Source organism: Streptomyces sp. NPDC017056, from assembly GCF_044332485.1.
Classification (GTDB): domain Bacteria; phylum Actinomycetota; class Actinomycetes; order Streptomycetales; family Streptomycetaceae; genus Streptomyces.
This window is the reverse complement of sequence record NZ_JBIRPD010000012.1, coordinates 111,084-133,632: the sequence shown is the minus strand read 5'-3', so window position 1 is coordinate 133,632 and position 22,549 is coordinate 111,084. Positions and strand designations below refer to the sequence as shown.

18 protein-coding genes are annotated in these 22,549 nt (G+C 70.7%); 11 read left to right on the top strand and 7 right to left on the bottom strand.

Annotated features, from left to right (window positions below; all coding sequences use genetic code 11):
• Positions 1–156: 156 nt before the first annotated feature.
• The 5 genes from ACH4OW_RS23110 to ACH4OW_RS23090 form a co-directional block, all read right to left on the bottom strand.
• Entirely contained in the window at positions 157–1,077 is a 921-nt protein-coding gene (locus ACH4OW_RS23110; protein ID WP_360130667.1) for a LysR family transcriptional regulator, read from the bottom strand.
• A 137-nt stretch (positions 1,078–1,214) separates the two neighbouring features.
• On the bottom strand, positions 1,215–2,498 hold the full coding sequence (locus ACH4OW_RS23105) for a multidrug effflux MFS transporter (protein ID WP_398029851.1): 1,284 nt from the start codon (positions 2,496–2,498) through the stop codon (positions 1,215–1,217).
• A 45-nt stretch (positions 2,499–2,543) separates the two neighbouring features.
• Entirely contained in the window at positions 2,544–3,992 is a 1,449-nt protein-coding gene (locus ACH4OW_RS23100; RefSeq protein ID WP_398029850.1) for an FAD-binding protein, read from the bottom strand.
• Positions 3,993–4,109: 117 nt separating this feature from the next.
• Positions 4,110–4,307 (bottom strand): 4-oxalocrotonate tautomerase family protein, encoded by a 198-nt coding sequence (locus ACH4OW_RS23095; RefSeq protein ID WP_030413313.1) that lies wholly within the window; start codon positions 4,305–4,307, stop codon positions 4,110–4,112.
• A gap of 196 nt (positions 4,308–4,503) precedes the next feature.
• Positions 4,504–5,733: an MFS transporter gene (locus tag ACH4OW_RS23090; RefSeq protein ID WP_398029849.1), complete on the bottom strand. Its 1,230-nt coding sequence runs from the start codon at positions 5,731–5,733 to the stop codon at positions 4,504–4,506.
• 87 nt (positions 5,734–5,820) lie between these two features.
• Here ACH4OW_RS23090 and ACH4OW_RS23085 point away from each other — a divergent pair, with 87 nt between their 5' ends.
• The gene (locus tag ACH4OW_RS23085; RefSeq protein WP_398029848.1) at positions 5,821–6,810 is read left to right on the top strand and encodes a LysR family transcriptional regulator; all 990 of its coding nucleotides are present in this window, start codon (positions 5,821–5,823) and stop codon (positions 6,808–6,810) included.
• On the opposite strand, the gene ACH4OW_RS23080 is transcribed toward ACH4OW_RS23085, so the two are convergent.
• Together ACH4OW_RS23080 and ACH4OW_RS23075 are read right to left on the bottom strand one after the other, a co-directional pair.
• A complete protein-coding gene (locus tag ACH4OW_RS23080; protein ID WP_398029847.1) occupies positions 6,764–8,392 on the bottom strand; it encodes an MFS transporter in 1,629 nt (542 codons plus the stop codon). The two genes, ACH4OW_RS23085 and ACH4OW_RS23080, sit on opposite strands and share 47 nt — an antisense overlap.
• Before the next feature lie 27 nt (positions 8,393–8,419).
• Positions 8,420–9,778, bottom strand: coding sequence for an NAD(P)/FAD-dependent oxidoreductase (locus ACH4OW_RS23075; protein ID WP_398029846.1), 1,359 nt, complete (start codon positions 9,776–9,778; stop codon positions 8,420–8,422).
• 238 nt (positions 9,779–10,016) lie between these two features.
• Here ACH4OW_RS23075 and ACH4OW_RS23070 point away from each other — a divergent pair, with 238 nt between their 5' ends.
• The 10 genes from ACH4OW_RS23070 (at position 10,017) to ACH4OW_RS23025 (ending at position 22,530) form a co-directional block, all read left to right on the top strand.
• Positions 10,017–10,283 carry an acyl carrier protein gene (locus ACH4OW_RS23070; RefSeq protein WP_398029845.1) on the top strand — a complete coding sequence of 89 codons (267 nt, stop codon included), beginning with the start codon at positions 10,017–10,019 and terminating at the stop codon, positions 10,281–10,283.
• Between the two features lie 12 nt (positions 10,284–10,295).
• Complete coding sequence (locus tag ACH4OW_RS23065) at positions 10,296–11,612, top strand: NAD(P)/FAD-dependent oxidoreductase (RefSeq protein WP_398029844.1); 1,317 nt, start codon at positions 10,296–10,298, stop codon at positions 11,610–11,612.
• Positions 11,612–12,391, top strand: a complete 780-nt coding sequence (locus ACH4OW_RS23060; protein ID WP_398029843.1) for a thioesterase II family protein — start codon at positions 11,612–11,614, stop codon at positions 12,389–12,391. The genes ACH4OW_RS23065 and ACH4OW_RS23060 overlap by 1 nt, the downstream gene beginning before the upstream one ends.
• A 40-nt stretch (positions 12,392–12,431) precedes the next feature.
• A complete protein-coding gene (locus ACH4OW_RS23055) occupies positions 12,432–13,538 on the top strand; it encodes a phenazine biosynthesis protein (protein ID WP_398029842.1) in 1,107 nt (368 codons plus the stop codon).
• Positions 13,539–13,540: 2 nt separating this feature from the next.
• A complete protein-coding gene (locus tag ACH4OW_RS23050; RefSeq protein ID WP_398029841.1) occupies positions 13,541–14,932 on the top strand; it encodes an aldehyde dehydrogenase family protein in 1,392 nt (463 codons plus the stop codon).
• Between the two features lie 76 nt (positions 14,933–15,008).
• Positions 15,009–16,253 (top strand): LLM class flavin-dependent oxidoreductase, encoded by a 1,245-nt coding sequence (locus tag ACH4OW_RS23045; RefSeq protein ID WP_360130704.1) that lies wholly within the window; start codon positions 15,009–15,011, stop codon positions 16,251–16,253.
• A gap of 74 nt (positions 16,254–16,327) precedes the next feature.
• On the top strand, positions 16,328–17,461 hold the full coding sequence (locus ACH4OW_RS23040; RefSeq protein WP_398029840.1) for an acyl-CoA dehydrogenase family protein: 1,134 nt from the start codon (positions 16,328–16,330) through the stop codon (positions 17,459–17,461).
• The gene (locus ACH4OW_RS23035; protein ID WP_398029839.1) at positions 17,458–19,071 is read left to right on the top strand and encodes an amino acid adenylation domain-containing protein; all 1,614 of its coding nucleotides are present in this window, start codon (positions 17,458–17,460) and stop codon (positions 19,069–19,071) included. Before ACH4OW_RS23040 ends, ACH4OW_RS23035 begins: the two co-directional genes overlap by 4 nt.
• Before the next feature lie 859 nt (positions 19,072–19,930).
• Positions 19,931–21,286, top strand: coding sequence for a type VII secretion integral membrane protein EccD (eccD, locus tag ACH4OW_RS23030; RefSeq protein WP_398029838.1), 1,356 nt, complete (start codon positions 19,931–19,933; stop codon positions 21,284–21,286).
• A gap of 62 nt (positions 21,287–21,348) precedes the next feature.
• Positions 21,349–22,530, top strand: coding sequence for a MinD/ParA family protein (locus ACH4OW_RS23025; RefSeq protein ID WP_398029837.1), 1,182 nt, complete (start codon positions 21,349–21,351; stop codon positions 22,528–22,530).
• Positions 22,531–22,549 lie beyond the last annotated feature (19 nt).

Below are 22,549 nucleotides of genomic sequence, written 5' to 3'. Positions count from 1 at the left end.
CCTGACAAATCCCGCATCACCCCGTTGGCGAAATTCACGGTTCGGCCGCCCGTATTTTTCAGCCGGCACAACACATCGGCGAGGGCGAGACCGGAAGATCGCTGACTTGAAATCTACCACCCGTCTTCCATCGAACCGCAATGCAGAAGTAAAGAATCACCCATGCAGGATCTTTCGGTTCTCCTCCGCAACCTTTCGGCGAACCTGTGTACTTGTTGCCGTAAGCAACTCCAGACGGCCCGGATCCGCGTTTGCCCGCAGGGCGAGAAACATGCAGATGGTGATGGGGTTTCCCGTGAGCGGAAGCAGCGCAATCCGACGGGAGGAGACCGTGCCGGCCGCCGTCGGGTACACCGGGGTCCAGCCGGCCGCGCCCGCCCCGATCTCGGCCAGGGTGTCCTGGAGCCCGGTGGAGGGCGGGCCGAGGGTCGGCTCGAAACCGGCCTTGCGGCAGGCGGCGAAGACGGTGTCGAAGAGCACCGGGTTCTCGCCGCGGGAGGCCATGCGCAACGGCAGCCCGGCCAGGTCGGCCAGTTCCAGGTGATCGCGTCCGGCCAGCGGGTGGGAGGCAGGCAGCGCGACCACCAACGGGTCGTACCAGAGGGTAAGAAGCCGCAGGCCAGGGGCGCTTTCGACGCCGCGGACGAAGGCCGCGTCCAGCCGCCCGGCACGTACCTCTTCCAGCCGCGTGTGGACGTCGAGGGTCTGGAACTCGAAGCGGGTGCCGGCACCGCGCTCCGGCAGCGCGTCCAGGAAGTCGTCCAGCCGCCCGCCCAGGGCGGAGCTGATGCCGACGCGGATGGTGGCCTCGCTCTGGGCGGCCAGCCGCTGGGCCTTGGCCGCGAAGGAGTCCAGGGCCTTGAGCAGCTCGCGGCCCTCGGGCAGCAGGGCCTGGCCGACCGGCGTGAGGGTGACGGTGCGGCTGGAGCGGTCGAAGAGCTGGGTGCGCAGTTCCCGTTCCAGCCGGCGCACCTGCTGGCTGACCGCGGGCTGGCCGATGTGCAGCCGCTCGGCCGCTCTGCCGAAATGCAGCTCCTCGGCGACGGCAACAAAGTACTGAATCTGGCGCAATTCCACAGGATCCCCCCATCCCTCGAAGCGATCCTTAATGTTGAAGGTTAATATTCCGGCCTTCGGGATCGCCGCGGGGGGATCTTCGCACACCGAGGAGCGGCACCGCCACCGACGGTGCCGCTCCTCGGAGTACAGGTTCTTTACTCGGCGGTAGCTCCTTGCAAATTCCCGACCCGCTGTTCGCCACCGTGGATTTCAACGTCCCGGTTTTGTGCGGTGGTGGTCTGCCGCGCGGCCAGCGAAAGGAAGAATGCGAAAGCGGCAATTCCCACCACGGCGGCGGCCACCACGAACCACCCCAGCGCGAACAGGTCACCCGACGGCAGCCGGCTGGAGAGGAAAATTCCCAGCGAAGCGGCCAGCAACTGGAGCGCGCCCATCAGACCGGAAGCCGATCCGGCCGTCGCGCGGAAGGTCGTCACCCCCGCGCTCATCGACAGCGGCAGCAGGAAACCGTTACCGAAAGTCATCACCGGCATGAAGACCAGGACCAGCAGGCCCCACGGCGCGCCGACCCCGCTCAGCCCCAGGCCCAGCATCATCAGTGCACCGACGAGGAAGAAGCCGTGGCCCGCCCACAGGAGCTGGTTGACCGGCCTCTTGCGGACCAGGGTGCGCGAGGTGAGGTTGCCCGCGACGTACGCGATCGAGACGGTGATGTAGCAGTAGCTGGTGGTCTCGGTGGCCAGGCCCATCTTCTCGAAGACCAGCGGGGAGGCCGCCAGGTAACCGAAGTAGCCGCCGTACGCCACCGCCAGGTTGATCGTGTACGCCCAGAACAGCGGGCGGGTCAGCAGCTTGGGGTAGCTCCTAAGCGTGGCGCCCAAGTGCTTGCTGCGCCGCTCCGGCGGCAGGCTCTCGGGGATCGAGGTGATCATCACGACCAGCGTCACGAAGCCGATCAGCGCGGTCACCACGAACGGCGCGCGCCAGGAGACGTACGTGGTCAGATAGCCGCCGACCAAGGGGGCGACGGACGGCGAGACACCCACGATCGGCATGACCGTGGCGAACATCCGGGCCGCGTCCTTCTCCTCGTACAGGTCGCTGATCACGGCCCGGCCGAGCACCATGCCCGAGCCGGCGCCCAGCGCCTGGAGGAGCCGGCCGGCGCCGAACACCTCGACGGTGGGCGCCATCGCGCAGATCAGCGAGGCGACGACGAACAGGCCGAGCCCGGAAACGATGACGCGCTTGCGGCCGTACGCGTCCGACACGGGCCCGTAGACCGCCTGCGAGACCGCGATGCCGATCATGAACGCGCTGAACGTCCACTGCACGGACGCGACCGGGGTGTCGAAGGCGTGCGCGGTGGCCGGCACGCCGGGCAGGTTGATGTCGGAGGCGAACAGGCCGCCGGCGTTCAGCGAGCACAGGACGGCGAGCAACAGCGCGTAGGGCGTGCGTGTTGATGCGGTCTTCATGACAACTGGCAACTTCCTTGGGTCAAGGGCGGGTCGGTGGTGGACTCACCCGGCGGGGACCGGCGTTCGGGCGATCTCCGCACCGGCCGTCCGGCCGAACGTCAGCGCCCGCAGCACCGAAGTGGCCCCCGGGTAGCGGCTGTAATAGAGCCCGGCGGTCTCGCCGAGGGCGTACAGGCCCCGGATCGGCCCGCCCTTCTCGTCCAGCACCCGCGAACGGGCGTCGGTACGCAGGCCGCCGAAAGTGAAGGTGATGGCGCAGTGCACCGGCCAGGCCATGAACGGACCGGTGTCCAGCTCCACGGCCCAGTTGGACTTCGGCGGCACCAGACCGACGGTGTGCTTGCCGTCGAGCCGCGTGGGGTCGTAGGGAGCGGCGGACCGGCAGGCGTCGTTGAACCGGTTCACGGTCCAGGTCAGCTCGTCGGGCGCGATGTCCAGCTTGCGGGCCAGCTCGTCGACGGTCGGCGCCGTGATCGGGTCCTTGTCCGTCAGCAGCGACCGTTCGTGCCCCTCGATCTGCACCAGCTTGGCGTCGCAGATGAGATACGCGGACTGGCGCGCTTCCCGCCAGATCCGGTAGGCGACTTCCTCGAAGGTGTTGTCGGGGGTGTCCGAGCCCTCGTCGAGGAAGCGCCGTCCGTCCGCGTTGACGAGGATGCCGTACGGGTAGGCCATGACGAGCGCCTCGGCCTGGTGGCTGCGCGGGTCCACGGGCTCGCCGTGGAAGCGGTCGTACTGCCCGCTGCGGGCGGCGCCCACCGCCACCGCCATCTCGATGCCTTCGCCCTTGTTGTTCTTGCCGCCGGGCGCGATGGGCCGCAACTCGCCGGCGGTCGGACCCACATAGCGGTCCAGCAGTTCCGGATTGCCCTGGAAGCCGCCGCACGCCAGGACGACCTGCCGGGCGGCGATGTGCCGCGGCTTGCCGCCCTCCTGGACGTGGACGCCGTTGACCGCGCCGAAGGCGTCGGTGCTCAGCGACGTGGCCCGCACGCCGTAGGCGATCGAGCCGCCGAGCCGCTCCAAAGACTTGGCGAGCTTGTCCACGAGACTGGCGCCGCCGCCGGCGGGCATCAGGCGGGGGCCGCGCGCCGTGACGAAGTACGTGGGCCGGGTCTCGAACTCCACGCCATGGCGGTCGGCGAGCCAGCGCACGGTGGGCTCCGCGTTCTCGCACAGCGCCGCGATGTAGTCGGGGTCCGATCGGCCCTCGCTCAGCTCGTGCATCCGGCTCTCGAAGTCGTCCGCCGGTGTGCCGTCCGCGGTGAGCCGGAAGAACGAGCCGGTCCAGGTGGTGTTCCCGCCGCGGTTGTAGCGGCTGGCCCGTTCCAGGACCAGGACCCGGCTGCCCGGGGCGTTCTCGGCGAAACTGACCGCGGTCGCCAGCCCGCCCGCACCGCAGCCCACGACCAGCAGATCCCAGGGACCGGCGGCATCGGCGGCGGCGTCGGAAGACAGTACGGCGGTGTCCAGCACGTTGCGCTCGGTCACGGCGGCTCTTCATCTCCTGTTCGGGCGGGGGGCGGGACGGCTAGGACGGCCGGGCCGGGGGCCGTTTCCGGACGGGGTACGGGGGCAGCCCGGCCCGGAAACGGCGGCTGTGGGGTGTCAGCGCTTGGCGGCGCGGGCGGCGAGCGTGTCGCCGCCGATCGACCAGCTGTCGGTCGCGATCTCCTGCACGGTCACCCACACGCTCTCCGGCTTGCTGCCGGTGGCCTTGACGTAGGCGTCGGTCAGCTCACGGACCAGCTCGGCCTTCTGCTCGGCGGTCTTGCCGGGGGTCTGCTGCACGTGAATGAGAGGCATAACGGTCTCCGTGGGGGTTGGGGTCGGACTCATGACGTACGGTCCCGGGCCGCTGGGCAGGGGATCCGCCGTGGATCCAGTCCAACACCGGGCAGCGGGCCGTCCAAGACGCAATCCGCTCTGGCACCGATCACGAATCGTGATGGGTCCGGGGTGGCTCACCGGCCCCGTTCCCCGTGCGTGCACGAACGGCCTCTCAGATCTTGCGCACCGCGATGACGGCCGCCAGGCCCATCGCTACGAGGCACACCACGACCACGCCCGTCCACCCGGCGCCGTGATACGCGGAAGCGGCCAGCGTGCCGCCGATGCTGTTGCCGATGTAGTAGATGGTCAGGTAGACGGCGGACGCCTGGGCACGGCCCGTCGCCGCGTTGCTGCTCACCGAACTGGAGGCGATCACATGGCCGGTGAAGAAACCGGCGGTGACCAGGACCAGGCCGGCCACGATCGCCGCGACGCTGTCGGCCACGGTGACCAGGACGCCCGCAGCGGCCACCACCATGCCGGCGTACAGGACCGGGCGCCGCCCGAAGCGCTCGGCGAACCGGCCGATGTAGGCCGAGGTCACCGTACCGACCAGGTAGATCAGGAAGAACGCGCCGATCACACCTTCGGGCAGGCCGAACGGCGCCGCCGACAGCCGGTAGCCCAGCACCGTGAACACCGCGCCGAAGACGACCATGAACAGTGCGCCGAGGAAGTACAGCCGCAGCAGCAGCGGATTGCGCAGGTGACCCGAGACCGTACGCGCCACGGCGCGCGGATTGACGGGCGCGGGAGCGAAGTTGGCCGCCTTGGGTACGGTGAGGCGGAAGACCACCGCACACAGGAGCGCGACGATACCGAGCACTCCGAGTGAGACCCGCCAGTTGCTCCACTGTGCGACCAGGCCCGCCACGAACCGTGAGCTCATCCCGCCGATGCTGTTGCCGGCCAGGTACAGACCTATCGCCGAGGCGACCGCCTTGGGCGAGACCTCCTCGGCGAGGTAGGCCATCGCGGTGGCCGGGAGTCCCGCCACGGCGAGGCCCTGGAGGGCCCGTAGCGCGATGAACGCCCCGATATCGGTCACGAACGGCAGCGCCAGGCCGATCACGGACGCGGTGAAGACGGAGATCGTCATGACGCGTGTGCGCCCGTACCGCTCCGACAGCGCGCTCAGCGGTAACAGCGCGACGGCGATCGCCGCGGTGGTGGCCGAGACCGTGAGGCTCGCCTCGGCCGGGGTGATCCGCAGCTCGTCCGAGATCTCGGGCAGCAGTCCCTGGGTGACGTACAGCAGCAGGAAGACGGCGACACCGGCCGCGAAGAGCGCGGTGATGGCGCGGCGGTAGGCCCGGGTCCCGGGAGCGAGTCTGGTGTTGCCGGGCGGGGCCGCGGGCACGGGAGAGGGGGCGCCGGCCCCCGTAGTTGTATCCACCATGCGTGCGACGCTAAGCAGCACCGATCCATGCGTCCAATAGCGGAATGCTGGGATACTGATGCAGTTGTGCATGAGTAGGGGTGGCGCATGCCGGAGCATGAAGTCCCGGACGGACACGAGAAGTCGGCGGAGTACGACATCGGCCCCCGCGGGTCCCCGATCCCGCTGGACCCCGACTCGGCTGCGCTGCTGCTCTCGCCCCGGCTGGCCCAGTTCGTGGCCGTGGCCAGGACCCAGCACGTCACCCGGGCCGCCGCCGAACTGGGTCTGCCGCAGCCGACGTTGAGCCGTGCCATCGCCCGGTTGGAGGCGGACCTCGGCGTCCAGCTGCTGTCCCGGCACGGCCGCAACGTCCGGCTGACCTCCTCGGGCCGCACCCTCCTCGCGCACGCCGAACGCGCCCTGGCCCACGCCGAACGCGGCGGCCGGGCCGTACAGGAGGACGCCGATCCGCACAGCGGCCGGATCGCCTTCGGCTTCCCGCACACACTGGGCCCGTCCACCGTGCCCGACCTGCTGCGCGAGTTCAGCCGGCGCCGCCCCCGCATCCGCTTCCAGCTGATGCAGGACTACGGTGCCGCGCTGCTGTCGCGGCTGCGGACCGGGGAACTGGACCTCACGCTCATCGCGCCCCCGCCCGACGAGCCCGACGTGACCGCCCGCCGGGTGCACCGGCAGCGGCTGCGCCTCGTCGTGCCCGGCGGCCACCCCCTGGCCGGGCGCCGTCAGGCCCGGCTGGAGGAGGTACGAGACGACGCCTTCGTCTGCCTGCCCTCGGGCTACGGCCTGCGGCAGATCACCGACCGGCTGTGCGCCGCGGCCGGCTTCACCGCGCGGATCGCCTTCGAGGGCGAGGAGGTGGAGACCCTCCGCGGGCTGGTGGCCGCCGGCCTGGGCGTGGCCCTCCTGCCCGCCCCCGCGGTGCCCCGGCCCGGCGTCGTCGAGTTGGACGTCGAAGGGCCGGACGCGGTCCGCGACATCGCCCTGATCTGGATGCGGGGGCGCCAGGAGACGGCTCCGGTCGCCGAGTTCAGGAGATTCCTGCTGGCGCGCCGCGATCGTCTGCTGCGCGACTGACGACGGCATCGGGAGCCTGCCGCGCCTCCTCCAGCTCCCGGCCCGCCGTCTCCCGCCCCTTCAACCCGATGGCGACGGTCGCCACGGCCATCGGCACGGCGGCACACAGCGCGATCACCCGCATGCCGGGGTACTGCGCCAGCAGCAGCCCGATCAGCGGCGGGGCGAAGAGCCCGCCGGCCTTGCTGCACGCCGCGGTGAAACCGCTGGCCGCGCCCCGTACGTCGGTCGGGTAGATCTCGGCGGCGTACGGGGCCAGCGCCGCCACCACTCCGCTGGTGCCGATGAGCAGCAGTGCGAGAAGGAGGTAGGTGACCGGCCCGGCGTCCGCGCGGCCGAGGGCGGCGAGGCCCAGCAGCGCCACGACGGTGACCGCGCCGGAGAGGACCATGGTGCGGCGGCTGCTCCAGCGGGCGTAGAGGTACGCCACAAGGACGGTACCGGGGATGGCCAGGAGGGAGGAGAGCGGCAGTACCTGGGACCCGGCGGACTTGCCCAGCAGCGTGGGCAGGAAAGTCATGAAGCCCCAGTTGACGATGGACCAGGAGATCGCGTACCCGCCGACGACCAGGGTCTTCACCACCATCCGGCGGCCGAAGAGGGCGGCCAGCGCGCCCTGCCTGCCCGGTGGGTCAACCGGGTGGTCCGCCGGTGCGTCGCTGACCAGCACCATCCGGTAGTCGGCGACGATCCGCTCGGCCTCGGCGATCCGCCCGTAGCGCACGAGGAAGCGCGGGGACTCGGGAATCCACCGGTTCATGAGGATGACGGCGACGGCGAACGGGAAGTGCACCAGCCACATGACGCGCCAGCCGAAGACCGGGATCAGGGTGGCGGCCAGCGCGCTCGTGAAGAAGTACGCGGCGACCGTGGCCAGGCCCGCCTGGAGCACCATGACGATGCTGCGCTGCCGGGCCGGAACCGACTCCGCCATCAGCGCGTACGCGACGGGCAGCAGCCCGCCGGCGGCGATCCCCATCACCAGGCACATGACGAGGTTCCACTCGAAGGTGGGCATCACGGCGCACACGGTGGTCGTGATGAACATCAGGGCGGACAGCAGGATGGTGGCGCGCCGCCCCAGCCGGTCGGCGAGCCAGCCCCAGACCAGCGACCCGGTGATGGTGCCGGCCAGTGCCACGACCGGCAGCGCGGCCGCCTCCGCGGGGCCGATCCCGTACTCCTGGCGCAGTCCGGGGATGATGAACGCGAGGGTGGCGGGCTTCATCACATCGATGACCAGCGCGAGCGAGAGCGCCGCGATCAGCCGCCGATGAGCCGGGCTCAGCCGGTCCTGCGGGCCGGGCGCCACGCGGTAGCGGCCGGCTGCCGACGCCGCCTCGTCCGAGGGCCGGCGCCGGACCAGGCCGAAGACGGCGGCGGCCAGGCCGACGACCAGCAGGAGCATGCCGGCGACCATCTCGGGGGGACCGCCCATCGCCATACCGGCCATGTGGTGGTGCATCGAGCGCATGGCGAAGAACATCGGCAGGTGCAGGGCGACACCGGCGCAGGAGAGGACCACTCCGGCCCAGAACCACCAGGGGCGGGCGATGCCGGCGCTCTCGTCCGTACGGGACATGGTTACGGTCCGCCTTTCCGGTCGCCGTCAGGCGCCTGTCGCGGGGGCGGTGGCCCGCAGCTGCCCGAGGTGCCGGTGCCACAGGTGGTGGGGGTCGGCCTCGACCTCGCGCAGGACCTCGCGCATCTTGCCGAGCGCGGCCGGCTCCTCGGCGTCGTACACGTCGCCCTGGAGCATCTTCAGGACGTCGCCGCGGTAGCGCGGGTCCTGGACGAAGGCGGTGAAGAGGATGTTGAGGCGGTAGTAGATGGAGATGAACTCGTACCAGTTGTGGACGGCCTTGCGCAGCTTGCCTTCGTACGCCGCGAACCGCTGCCGGGTGAAGTCGCCGGCCGCGTGTGCCGCGATGATGTCGCGGGCGGCCATCCGGGCGCTGTTGAGGGCGACGCTGACGCCGCTGGAGAAGATCGGGTCCACGTAGCGGGCCGCGTCGCCGATCAGCAGCCAGCCGTCGCCGCACAGTTCGCGCACCGCGTAGCTGTAGTCGCCCTCGGACTTGAAGGGCCGGACCCGCCTGGCGGCGCGCAGCGCGCGTCCCAGTTCGGGGCGGGAGTCGATGGAGTCCCAGAAGAAGGCTTCCAGGTCGTTGGCGGCGGCCTCCTTGAAGCGGCTCTTCTGGGTGACGACGCCGATGCTGGTGATGGTGTCGGTGATGGGTATCTGCCACACCCAGGTGTCGCTGAGCGGCAGGAAGTGGATGAAGATGTAGTCCGCGCGGTCCTCGGTGCCACTGACCGCCTGCCGGTCGAGGTCCTCGAACCAGGTGTGGACGGCGTACTGGTCGAAGACCGGGTCGGGCTCCTTGAGCTTCAGCTGCCGGCCGAGCAAGGTGCCGCGGCCGCTGGCGTCGACGACCATCCGGGCCCGTACGGTCTCCTCGACGCCACCGGTGCCGCCGGTGCGGTAGGTGAGGCGCTTGATGTCGCCTTCCAGGTCGACACGCTGTACGCGTGCGCCCTGGCGGACCACCGCGCCCAGTTCGGAGGCGTGGTCCAGCAGCAGTTCGTCGAAGCGCGCACGGTCCACGTGGTAGGTGTGGTCCTGGTGGACGTCCGGCTGGTCGCGTTCGCTGAACCGGATGTCGGCGAGCCGGAAGCCGCGGTGCAGACCCTGGAACCCCATCCGGGGGATCGAGTCGTCCACCGCGGCGGTCCAGGCGGCTCCGTACTTGCGGGGGAAGCCCGCCTTCTCGACCTTCTCCAGGACGCCGATCTCCGCCAGTACGGGCGTGGTGGCCGGCACCAGGGATTCGCCGACGTGCGGGCGCGGGAAATGTTCGGCTTCGAGGACGACACAGGACAGTCCGGCCTGCGCGAGATAGGACGCCATGGTCGACCCGGCGGGGCCACCGCCGATAATTCCGACGTCGTACAGGGAAACAGACACGGGCAGCTCCTCCACGGACTGGCCTTTCACGGGTTGGCCGAAAATTAGCAGCACACAGGGCCGGGCACCAACCATTGCCAGTAATTTCTGCCGCGCACCGCCGGTGCACCGGAAAAACCCGGGGAATCGATCAGGAAACGTGATCGATTCATTGCGAATCGGGTGTGGTTCGCCCGCTTCTCCTGTGGTCAGCTTGCCGGGTCCCAAATGGCCCGGCAGCACGAGAGGGTGCACCACGATGACCAAGGACGAGGCGGTCGACGCCGTCAGGGAGTACCTCCAGAATGTGGTGCTGGGCTCCGCGGAGGAGGAGATCGCGACCGACGCGCCGCTCCTGAAATGGGGCATTCTCACCTCGCTCACCACCGTGCAACTCATCGGCCACATTCAGTCGGCACACGGAATCATCATTCCGCACGACCAGGTGATCGGCTCGAATTTCGCGACGATCGACAGCATCGCGACGCTGCTCGCGGAATTGCCGGAAACTTCGGTACGGGCCTGAGGAGTAATCACCATGACCGATTTCGATATCGGAATCATCGGGGGCGGACCGGGCGGTTCCACGGCCGCGTCCTATTTGGCGCGAGCGGGGCTTTCCGTCGCCGTGTTCGAGGGCGAGAACTTCCCGCGCGAGCACGTCGGTGAATCCCTGGTGCCGGCCACCACGCCCGTACTGGAGGAGATCGGCGCGCTGGGCAAAGTCGACGCGGCCGGCTTCCCCAAGAAGTACGGCGCCGCCTGGACCTCACCGTCCGGCGCCCGCGCCAGTGACGCCTTCAACGTCGCCGACCTGGCCTTCGCCGAGGACGAGGAACTCTGGGGCGGCCAGACGTACACGTACCACGTGGACCGCGGCCGCTTCGATCAGCTGCTGCTGGAGCACAGCGGCAGTCTCGGCGCCAAGGTCTTCGAAGGCGCCCGCGTCCGCCGGGTGGACTTCGACGGCCCGCACCCGCGCATCGTCCACGCGTCCGGCGGCGGCCAGAGCGAGGCCACCGTGCGCATGGTGATCGACGCCAGCGGACGCGGCACCGTCCTGGGCCGTCAGCTCGGCCTGAAGGTCACCGACCCGACCTTCGACCAGTACGCCGTGCACGGCTGGTTCACCGGCCTGGACCGCGACGTCGCCGCCCGCGACGGCGGCCTCGGCAACTACCTCTTCGTGCACTTCCTGCCCGCCGAGGACAGCTGGGTATGGCAGATCCCGATCACCGACACCGTCACCAGCGTCGGCGTGGTCTCCCGCAAGAGCCGGCTGAGAGACGCCGGAGGCGACCGGGAGCGGTTCTTCTGGGGCGCGCTGGAACACCGCCCCGAACTGGCCGCCGCAGTGCGCGCCTGCACACCCGTCCGCCCGCTCAAAGTGGACGGCGACTTCAGCTACGCCATGCGGCAGATCACCGGCGACGGCTGGGCGATGGTCGGCGACGCCGCCCGCTTCGTCGACCCGATCTTCTCCAGCGGCGTGGGCATCGCGATGCACGGCGCGCGGCTGCTGTCCCAGGACGTGCTCGCCGCCGCCGAGGCCGGGGACTTCCGCCGGCCGCGGTTCGCGGAGTACGAGGCCAAACAACGCCGCGGCCTGACCAATTGGTACAACTTCATCACCATCTACTACCGCCTCAACATCCTCTTCACCGCCTTCGTCCAGGACCCCCGCTACCGGCTCGACGTGCTGCGACTGCTCCAGGGCAACGTCTACAACACCGACCAGCCGCCGGTCCTGGCCACGATGCGCGAGGTCATCGAGACCGTCGAGAACAACCCGGACCACCTCTGGCACCCGCACCTCGGCTCGCTGCGCGCCCCGGCCGCCGCGCCGCTGTTCTGATGCCGGGCCCCGTGCGTCCGGAGCGGCCCTGGCTGCGGCCGCTGGCCGGGGACGAGAGCGCGACCTCGACGCTGGTGTGCCTTCCGTACGCGGGCGGCACTCCCCGCGTCTACGAGGACTGGGCCCGCCACCTGCCCCCGCACGTACGGCTGCTGGCGGCGGACCTGCCCGGACACGGCCTCCTGCGCGGCGACGAGCCGGTGACCTGCGACCTGTCGTACGTCACCGACACGCTGTGCGCCGAACTGCCCGACCCAGGGCGGGCCGGCCGGCTGGTCCTCTTCGGCCACAGCCTCGGCGGCTGCCCCGCCTTCGCCCTCGCCCGCGCCTGGCGCGAGCGCTGGGGCACCGCACCGCACGCCCTGGCCATCGCCGCGTACGACGCGCCCTGGGCGCCGCGCCACCTGCCCTACTTCGCGGAGCTCGCCGCCGACGAACTGTGGCAACGCGTCGGCGAGTTCGGCGCGATCCCCCAGCCCATGCTGGAACACCGGGACCTGGCACCGCTTCTCGTACGGTCCTTGCGCGCCGACATCGCCATGGCAGAGAGCTACCGGCATACGCCCGCGCCGCCGCTGGACTGCCGCGTCTCGGTCTTCGGCTGGGCCGGGGACCCGCTGACCACGCCGGAGGGCCTGGCGGCCTGGTCCGACGAAGCAGCGCCCGGCGCGTACCGCCGGCACCTGTACACCGACCCGCCCGGCGGGCACTTCTTCGCGGAGCGGGACCCGGGCCCGGTGATCGCCGCCCTCCTCGCCGACCTCGACATCCCCGCCTGAGCCCCGCCTGAGCCCCGCCGAACTTCCGAAGGATTCCGTGATGGACACCCACGAACACACCCCGCTCGTCACCCAAGGAAGCTCCGGCTTCCGCGCCGACGACCTGGTCCAGGCGGCGATGGACTGGCACTTCGGCCCGGACACCGGCTCCCGCTTCTGGCTGGAGAAGGCCCGTACCTGGTCCTTCGACCCGCGCAAGGACATCACCACACTCGCCGGCCTCGCGCTGCTGCCGGACGTCACCGACGAGATCCGCAGGGCCCCGGTCGGCGACCTCGTACCCAAGGGGCTGGCCGGCTCGGGGCCGATGCGGGTCTTCGAGACCGGCGGCACCACCGGCCGCCCGCGCCGCATCGTCGACTTCGGCGAGTTCCGGCGGCAGGCCGGCTGGTGGTCCTCCTTCCTGGACCGCGAGCAGGTCCCGCACGGCGGCAACTGGCTGCTGATCGCGCCGACCGGCCCGCACGCCGTCGGCCACGTCCTGCGGGAACTGACGGCGCTGCGCTCCGCCGTACCCCTGCACATCGATCTCGACCCGCGGTGGGTCAAGGAGCTGATGCGCACCGGCCGGGGCCAGGAGGCCCAGGGCTATATCGAGCACCTGGTCTCCCAGACCATGGACCTGCTGACGACCCAGACCATCGACGTGATGTTCTGCACCCCGCCGCTGCTGGAGGTACTCGCGCAGTCGCCGCGCGCGGTGGACCTGATCAACCGCAGCGTCCACACCATCCTGTGGAGCGGGGCCTCGATGGACCGCGACACCCGCGACATCCTGCGCCACGAGGTCTTCCCCGGCGTACGGCTGCGCGGCGCGTACGGGAACACGATCACCGGCGTCTCGCCGGAGTACGTCCCCCTGCCGTCGCAGAGCCCGGCGCACGACGACGGCAGCGCGGTCTTCGTCCCCTGCTACACCGGCTTCCTCATGGAGATCCTGGACCCCGCCTCCGGCGAGCGGGTCCCCTACGGCGCCCGCGGCCGGGTGCTCGCCCACACCCTCACCCGCGAGACGCTGCTCCCCAACAACCTCGAACGGGACCTCGCGACCCGTATCGCGCCGCTGCCGGGCCACCCGGCCGACGCGGTCGCCGACGTCGCGCCGTACGCCGAAGCCGACAGCGAGATCATCGAGGGCGTGTACTGAGCATGCCCGCCACCAGTGCGCCCGCGCGGCGGACCGTTCACGCCCTGGTCCCGGCCGGGAGTTACGCGCCGCACCGCCGCGAGGCCGTCCCCGATGTGGCCGGCCGGCCCTTCGCGGACCTGTCGATGGTGCCGCGGCTGGCCGTGGCCCGCACCGTCGAGGCCATGCGCCGGGCCGAAGCTCCCGCGCCCGAGGAAACACGGAAGGTGATCGGCGCCGCAGGGCGCCTCTTCGCCACCGCCACCCTGGACGGCGAGAGCCCGGCCGACTACTGCCACGCGGTGGCCCGTACGACCGGACTGCCGCTGGCCACCCCGCGCGCCGCGCTCCGCCTCTTCGAGACCGGCGCCGCCGCCATCGCGGACGGCGCGGACGGCCAGCGGCCCACGGCAGTGGCGGCCCGCTACCCCTGGACAGGCCGGGCCGCCGGGGCCCCGGGCGCCGTCTGGACCCGCCGGGGCGACGTCCTCGCCGTCCTCGCACCCGGCAACCACCCCGGGCCGCACCTGGAATGGCTGACCGCGCTCGCGCTCGGCTACCGGGTCGCGGTACGCCCCTCCCGCCGCGACCCGTTCACCCCGGCACGGCTGGTCCACGCGCTACGGGCGGCGGGCCTCGACCCCGCGCACTGCGTACTGCTCCCCGGCGGCCACGAGGTCGGCGACGCGCTGGTGGCGGCCGCCGACCGGTCCGTGGTCTTCGGAGGCGACGATGTCGTACGCCGCTACCGCGGGGAGGCGTCGGTCTTCGTCCAGGGCCCCGGCCGCTCCAAGATCCTCGTCACCGAAGGCACGGACTGGACACGGCACCTGGATGTCATCGAGGAGTCCGTCACCTCCGGCGGCGGACTCGGCTGCGTCAACGCCACCGCGCTCCTCGTCGAGGGCGACCCGCGACCGGTGGCGCAGGCGCTGGCCGCCCGGCTCGCCCGGCTCCCGGCCCTGCCACCCGAAGCCCCCGACGCGGTCCTGCCCGTCGCACCGCTCGCCCGCGCTCATGCGCTGCGCGAACACCTCGCACGACGGGCGGCGGACACCGAGGCACTGCTCGGAGCGGACGGCCTGGTCGCAGACCTGGGCGACGGCAGCGCCGCGCTCCGCCCCGCCCTTCACCTCGTAGCGGACCCGCAGGACCCGGTCCTCGGCGCCGAGATGCCCTTTCCCTGCGTCTGGGTGGCGCCCTGGAACCGCCGCGACGGCCTCGGGCCACTGCGGCACAGCCTTGCGCTGATGACGCTCACCGACGACACCGAACTGGTCTCCCGGGCCCTCGCCGACCCCACCATCCGCAATGTCTTCCTCGGCACCCGCCCGACGAGCACCTACGTGCCCGGTCTGCCGCACGACGGGCACCTCGCCGAGTTCCTGATGACCGCGACCACCGTCGTGCCGTAAGCGCCCGTGTCTTGACAGGACCGCCCCAGCGAACCCGCGCAGCCACCACACCTACCGGAAGCAGAACAGAGCACCCATGAAGTTCCTCCTCTTCATCACCCCCACCATCCCGGCCACCTTCGAGGAGCGGGAGCGCCTGCGGCCCATCGGCCGCAACAACGACAAGTACCAGGAGATGCTCACCGAGGTCCGCGAGATCGCGCAGCTCGCGGACGAGGTCGGCTTCGACGTGCTCTCCACCACCGAGCACCACTTCCACTCCGAGGGTTTCGAGATCTCCGTGGCCCCGCTGCTGCTGTTCGCGGACCTCGCCGCCCGCACCGAGCGCATCAAGTTCAGCCCGCTCGGCCTCGTACTCCCCTCCTGGGACCCGCTGCGCGTCGCCGAGGAGATGGCGATGCTGGACCACCTGACGAAGGGACGTGTCTACGGCGGCTTCGCCCGCGGCTTCCAGGACCGCTGGCTCAACGTGATGGGGCAGCACACGCGGGTGCGCGGGACTCCGATGGACGGTTCGGAGACCGACGATCACAACCGCAGTGTGTACGAGGAGTACATGAAGATCGTCAAGATGGCCTGGACCCAGGAGACGATCGACCACAACGGCCAGTACTACCAGGTGCCCTTCCCCTACGAGCAGGGCATCACGCGCTGGCCGGCCCAGGAGTGGACCAAGAAGTACGGCGCCCCCGGCGAACTGGACGAGAACGGCGTCATCCGCCGCGTCTCGGTCGTCCCGGCCCCCTACCAGCAGCCCCACCCGCCCCTGATGCAGCCCTTCTCCCTCAGCGAGAAGACCATCCGCTACACCGCCCGCGAGAACATCACACCCTGGATTCTCGGCCCGCGCCCCGAAAAGTTCGTCGACCTGTGCCGCGCGTACCAGCAGACCGCCGCCGAGCACGGACGCGACCTGAAGCTGGGCGAGGGCGTCGGCGCCATGCGCTCCCTCCACTTCGCCGACACACAGCAGGAGCTCCACGACATCACCGAGCGCACCACCTACGCCGCCTTCAACGAGTACCTGGGCGACTTCGGCTTCTGGGAGGCGTTCCGGCTGGCCGAGGACGAGGAGAAGTACCCCGGCCAGATGCTTCCGAAGAGCGAGTGGACCGTACAGCGGATGTTCGACTCCCAGTACGCGCTCGGCGGCACCCCCGAGCAGGTCCGCAGCCAGGTCGCCGACGTCGCCTCGTGTTACGGCAACGGTGGCGAACTGAGCTGGTTCGGCCTGTACATGGAGCAGGGGCTGATGCCGCTGGAGGAGACGAAGAAGCAGCTGCGCCTCTTCGGCGAACACGTCATCTCGCAGTACCGCTGAGCGCTCCCCCCTGGCGCACGCCACTCGACCGCCCCGCCTCTCCGAAGGACCCGCCTCTCCCGAAGGACCCGCCCATGGACTTCTCCTGGACCGACCAGCAGCAGACCGTATACGACCGCGTCCTGGCAGGCGCCCGCGCGCTCGGCGCGCAGACGGCGCCCGTGCCCGACCCGGTCCGCGGCCTCTGGCGCGGCTGTGCCGAACTCGGTATCACCGGCCTGTCGGTACCCGAGGAGTGGGGCGGGCGGGGCTACGACGCCGTGACCACCGCCCGCGCGGTCGAGGCTGCCGGGCGCGGCTGCCCGGACATGGGCCTGCTCTTCTCCGTACTGGCCCACCTCTTCGCCACCGCCATGCCGATCGTGGAGCACGGCGACGACACCCTGCGCAAGGAACTCGTCCCCCCGCTGGCCGCCGGCGCACGGATCGGCGCCAACGCGATCACCGAGGAAGCGGCCGGCTCGGACGTCACCGCCCTGCGCACCACCGCCGAACGGCACGGCGACCACTACGCCCTCAACGGCACCAAGACCTTCGTCAGCAACGCCCCCATCGCGGACCTCCTGCTCGTCTACGCCGTCACCGACCCGGCCTTCGGCTTCCTCGGCGTGACCTGCTTCGCCGTGGACCGCGACACCCCCGGCGTCACCATCGGCGCCCCCTTCGACAAACCGGCGCTCACCACCTGTCCGGCGGCCACCGTCACCTTCACCGACGCGGTCGTGCCCGCCACCCGCGTCGTAGGGCGCCCCGGGCAGGGCGCTGCCATCTTCCAGTCCTCCATGCGCTGGGAACGCAGCTGCCTGTTCGCCGCCTACCTGGGACAGATGGACCGCCTCATCGACGAGACGGTCCAACACGCAACCACCCGGCAGCAGTTCGGCCGCCCCATCGCCGCCAACCAGGCCGTATCCCACCGCATCGCAGAGATGAAACTCCGCCTCGAAACCGCCCGGCTCCTGCTCTACCGCACCTGCTGGCTCCTGGACCGCGACGAGCACACCCCGCTCGACATCGCACTGGCCAAGCTGCACACCGCCGAGAGCGCCGTCCAGACCGCCCTCGACGCCACCCAGCTGTTCGCGGGCTCGGCACACTCCACCCGTACGGACATCGAACGCGCCCTGCGCGACGCGCTGCCGGCCCGCACCTTCTCCGGCACCTCCGACATCCAGCGCGAGCTGATCGCCAAGGGACTCGGACTGTGACCCGCGCGCCACACCTCCACGACTTGGTGTCCCACGCACCCCTCCTCCACGACTTGGTGACCCGCGCACCCCTCCTCCACGACTTGGTGTCCCGCGCCGCCCGCCACACCCCCGACGCGACCGCCGTCACCGACCCCACCATCACCCTCACCTACGCCCAACTGGACGCACTCAGCGACCAATTGGCGTACGCCCTGCACTCACTCGGCGTCTCGCCAGGCGACCGGGTGATCATCTGGGCCGACAAGACCGTACGCGCCGTCGCCGCCACCCAGGCCGTCCTGCGCCTCGGCGCCGTCTACGTCCCCGTCGACCCGCGCAACCCCGCCCACCGCGCCACGCAGATCATCGACGACTGCACGCCCGCCGCGGTCGTCACCACAACGGACCGCGCCCCCACCCTGGCGCACCCGGCGGCCACCACACTGCTACTCGACACCCCGCTACCCCCCGGCCGAAGCGCCACCCCACACGGCACCCCACCGACAACACCCACACTCACACCCACACCCACACCCACACCCCGCTCCCCGCGCCCACGGCTGTCCTCCGACTCCCCGGCGTACATCCTCTACACCTCGGGCTCCACCGGCCGCCCCAAAGGCGTCTGCCTCAGCCACCGCAACGCCCTGGCATTCGTCAACTGGGCCACCGAAACGCTGCACGCCACTCCGGCCGACCGCTTCGCCAACCACGCCCCCCTCAACTTCGACCTGTCCGTCCTCGACCTCTACACCGCCTTCTCCGCCGGAGCCTCGGTCCACCTCATCCCTCCCGACCTCGCCCACACTCCGCGGACACTGACCGACCTGCTCGACCGCCAACGGCTCACCATCTGGTACTCGGTCCCCTCCGCCCTCCTCCTGATGATGCGCAACGGCGGCCTCCTGGACCGGCAGCTCCCGCACCTGCGCGCCGTCCTCTTCGCCGGCGAAGTGTTCCCGCCCGACGACCTCCACCGGCTGCGCCGCCACTGGCCCGGCAAACGCTTCCTGAACCTCTACGGCCCCACCGAGACCAACGTCTGCACCGCGTACGAACTCCCGCCACCCCAGGCCCGCACCCCCGCAACTCCCACCCCCATCGGCCGCCCCACCTGCGGAAACGACATCACCATCCTCGCCCCCGAGGGCGCCCCCACCGGCGAAGACGCCATCACCACCGGGGAACTCGCCGTCGCCGGCCCCACCGTCATGCTCGGCTACTGGAACCAGCCCCCGCACCAGGGCTGGTACCGCACCGGCGACCGGGTACGCAGGGACGAGAACGGCGACCTCCACTACCTCGGTCGCCTCGACGACACCGTGAAAATCCACGGCATCCGGATGCACCTCACCGAGATCGAAGCCGCCCTCACCTCACACCCCCAGGTCTCGGAAGCCGCGGCCCTGACCACCGGCTCCGCCCTCGACACCCGGCTGACCGCCTTCATCGTCCCGGCCACCACACCCGCCCCCACCCTCCTCACCCTCAAACGCCACTGCGCCACCCGCCTCCCCCAAGGCATCACCATCGACGCCGTCCAAACCCTCCCCGCCCTCCCCCGCAACACCAACGGCAAACTAGACCGCCACCAACTAACCCCCACCCCCACCCCCCAAACACCCTAGAAACACAAAAAGCCAGGCCAGAACAACTCTGACCTGGCTATCCCGCCGCAACCGCCGAAGCACGGCCTGCGGCAGACGTCCGCGTCGGGCGCCCGTGCCCGGCGAGCGCAGGGGGCGTCAGGGTTTCGGCGATGACCCGCCTGGCCGGGGCGACCGCCGTGGCCTCTCGGCCTCCGTTGCTGCGGGCCAGAGCCAGCCTTGGCTGGCTGGTGCCAGAAAACCGCGACGGCCCCGCTGTTGTCAGTGGCTGGGAGTATCGTCGTTCAGCCACGGTGCTCGCCATGCCGACTGCGCGGCGGTGGCCCCGGAAGCGCGCTGGTATCGGAGAGCGCCTCGTCATGGCGGTCCGGCGAGACCGGCGGTGACCAGGTGGGGAACACCGTGACTGAAGCGACGGACGACTGAGGCGACGGACGACGAGATGGCGCGGGATTACGACAGTCAGCTACTGGAGTCGGTGGCAGTGCGCCGCCGCAGGTTGCGGGATGCTCTGTTGTTCGGTGCGCAGCGAGGACGGCGTACAGCGGATGAGCGGCTCGGGAAGGTGTTTGCGGGGATCGCGATCACGGCTGTCCTGTGTGCGGGGTGCGTGGGGTGGTCGTTCCTTCAGCACACGCTGGCGACGCAGAAGGCTGAGCAGGAGAAACAGCAGCGTCAGGTGCAGCCGTACGGGCAGCCGACGAGGCCGGCCAGATCCTAGAAGTGCACGGATCAGGTTCGGACAGGGTCTGCCGCATTCCTGGGGGTGCGCGAAGGTCTCCCGATGGCGGGAGAAGGGTGCCCTGACGCGGGGCCTGGGTGGAAGCATGTTCGGTTTGGCCGAAGAGTTCGTCAATCCCGCGATGGTAGGTTCGGGTAAGTGGTGAGCAGAGCAGCGAATTCCCGGGCGCAACTGAGCCGAGTGACGTTGGTCGGCGAGCGACGCCGGGCCGATGTCGTGCTGCTCTCCGATACGCCGATCGGGCAGCTGATCCCGGATGTCCTGCCATTGCTGGGCGATCGGCCCGCTTCGCGGCCGGTAGCTCGGCAGTTGATTACGTCCGACGGCTCCGTCCTGCCGCATGACAGCACGCTGGCGTCGGCCGGGGTTGCCGACGGCGCCGTGCTCCGGCTCGTCACGACGCACTCTGTGCCGCCCGCACCAGTGGTGCACGACGTTACCGACCAGGTGACTGACGACCTCGACTTGCGGGCTTGGCGCTGGCGTCCCGCGGCGCGCCGGGCCAGTGCGGGGGTGGCGGCCGTCGCCTTCGCGGTGATCGCCGCGCTGCTCGCCCGCCGTGAGTTCCCGCTCGGAGCCCTCGTCGGTGCACTGTCAGTCGTATCGCCTGTGCTTCTGGCTGCCGGTGCGCTCGTCGCCAAGGTCGGGCGGGGCAACCGGGGCCTGGCGACCGCGCTCCTGCTCACCTCTGGCGGGCTCGGTGTGCTCGCGGCGTGGACTGCTGCCGATGCGTTCGGCTGGCCAGGCATCGGACGGCTCGCTGCCGTAGCGGGCGCGCTGGTCGTGACACTCGTGTTTCTCGGTTACTTCTCTCCGCTGGGCAAGGGTGGGCTGGTCGGTGCGGTGACCACCGCCGCGATCGCCGTGGTGTGGGAGGTGGTGGCCGCGGTTCAGGGGGATCCGGCCCGGCTCGGTGCCGTCATGGCGGTGTTCTCGCTGGTGGTGCTCGGTGTACTGCCGCGGCTCGCGCTGATGGCGTCGGGGCTCACCACGCTCGACGACCGGCGCTCGGGCGGCGCGCCCGTCAGCCGTCACCAGGTGGGCACCGCGCTGGCGGCGACGCACCGCGGCCTTGCCCTCTCGACGATCGTCACCGCGATGTCGGCAGCCGCTGCCGGCTGGCTGCTCACACTGGCGGAGAAGCCGACCGTGTGGACCGTGGTGCTGGCAGCGCTCGTTGTCGTGGTGCTGGTGTCGAGAGCGCGAGCATTCCCGCTGGTCGCTGAGGTTGTCGCACTCCTGGCTGCCGCGTCGTGCCTCGTGGTGCGCCTGGTGATGTGGTGGATGGAGCATGCGGGAGGTGCCGGACCGTTGGCTCTGCTCTGCGCCGCCGCGGTGCTGCCGTTGGCCGTCTTGGCCGTGCAGGTGCCCGAGCATGTGCAGGTGCGGCTTCGGCGCATGGGCGACCTGATCGAGTCCATCGGCCTGGTGGCGCTCTTCCCGCTCGCCGTCGGCGTGTTCGGCGTGTACGGGCGGTTGCTCAACCAGTTCTGACAGTTTTGAGTCGTTGTGCCGCCGCTCCGAGCGGGGCAGCAGGTTGGGGGTGAAGGTCAGGCATGCCGAGCGGAGACGGCTGGCAGGGTGATGTGCTGCGCGACCTGGCGGAAGGCGGTATCCAGCAGGGTGCGCAAGGCCCCGGTGGGCAGGCGCTGCGCGCTTCCGCGCCGGGCCCTGCCCAGCACGTGCAGGACATCCCGGTCCCGGACGCCGCCCAACGCGGTGACGTATCGCAGCAGGCCGGCTATCCGTATGAGGGGCAGGATCAGCAGTCTTCGGCCGCGTACGCCCCGGACTCCCGGCCTCGGAGCGCTCCTGACTCCCGCACTGTGGTGGACGAGGGCCTGCTCGGCGCCCTGCGCAGCAAGCCGCAGCACGGCGAGCCCTTCGCGGCGCGCGCCGCGCGTACCCTGCGCCGTGCACTCTCCTCGTCCGCCGCGCGCGAGGTTGCCGAGGCCACCCGCACTGCCGCGGTGCTGCAGCAGCCCGTGACGACGGGTCGGCAGATCGCCGTCACCTCCATCCGGGGCGGTTCCGGCAAGTCGACCGTCACCGCTCTGCTGGGCACCGCGTACGCGCATTACCGGCGGGATCCGGTCCTCTTCATGGAGGCCGACCCGGCGCTCGGCTCGCTGCCGTTGCGTCTCGGCGCCGAGACGGTGCGCTGGACGACCGGCGATATCGCGGACATCGTGAAGCCGGACATGTCGCTGCTGGATGTCACCGGCTATCTCGTCCGGCTCCCCAACGGCTCCTGGCTGCTGCCCGCGAGCCGGGGGCAGATCGGTGTGATGCTGGACAGCCGGGCGTATGAGCAGGCCGTGGTGGCGCTGCGCCGGTACTTCGGCGTGGTGGTCATCGACTGTGAGACGCTGCCCGCCGAGGTCGCCCGGGTGGCGATGGCCGCCGCCCATGGCCGTGTCCTGACCGCCCCCGCCACGCCGGAAGGCGTCACCAGCACGTACTCGGTGCTGCGGTGGATGCAGGGGCTGCCCCGGCGTGTGATCACCGGCACGGTCGTCGTGCTCACCGAATTGGTACCCCGCTCCGGGCTCGATCTCGATGAGGCTGCCCGGAAACTCGAGTCCACCGGAGCAGGTGTCCAGATCCTGCCGTACGACCGGCATCTGGCGGCCGGCGGCCCGATCCGTACCGAGTTGCTGGCCCACCCGACCAGGGAAGCCGCCACCCGCCTTGCCGCAGACGTCTTCCAGCTCTGCCTCTCCCGGAAGAGTCACTGACCAGATGCCGAGCCCGACC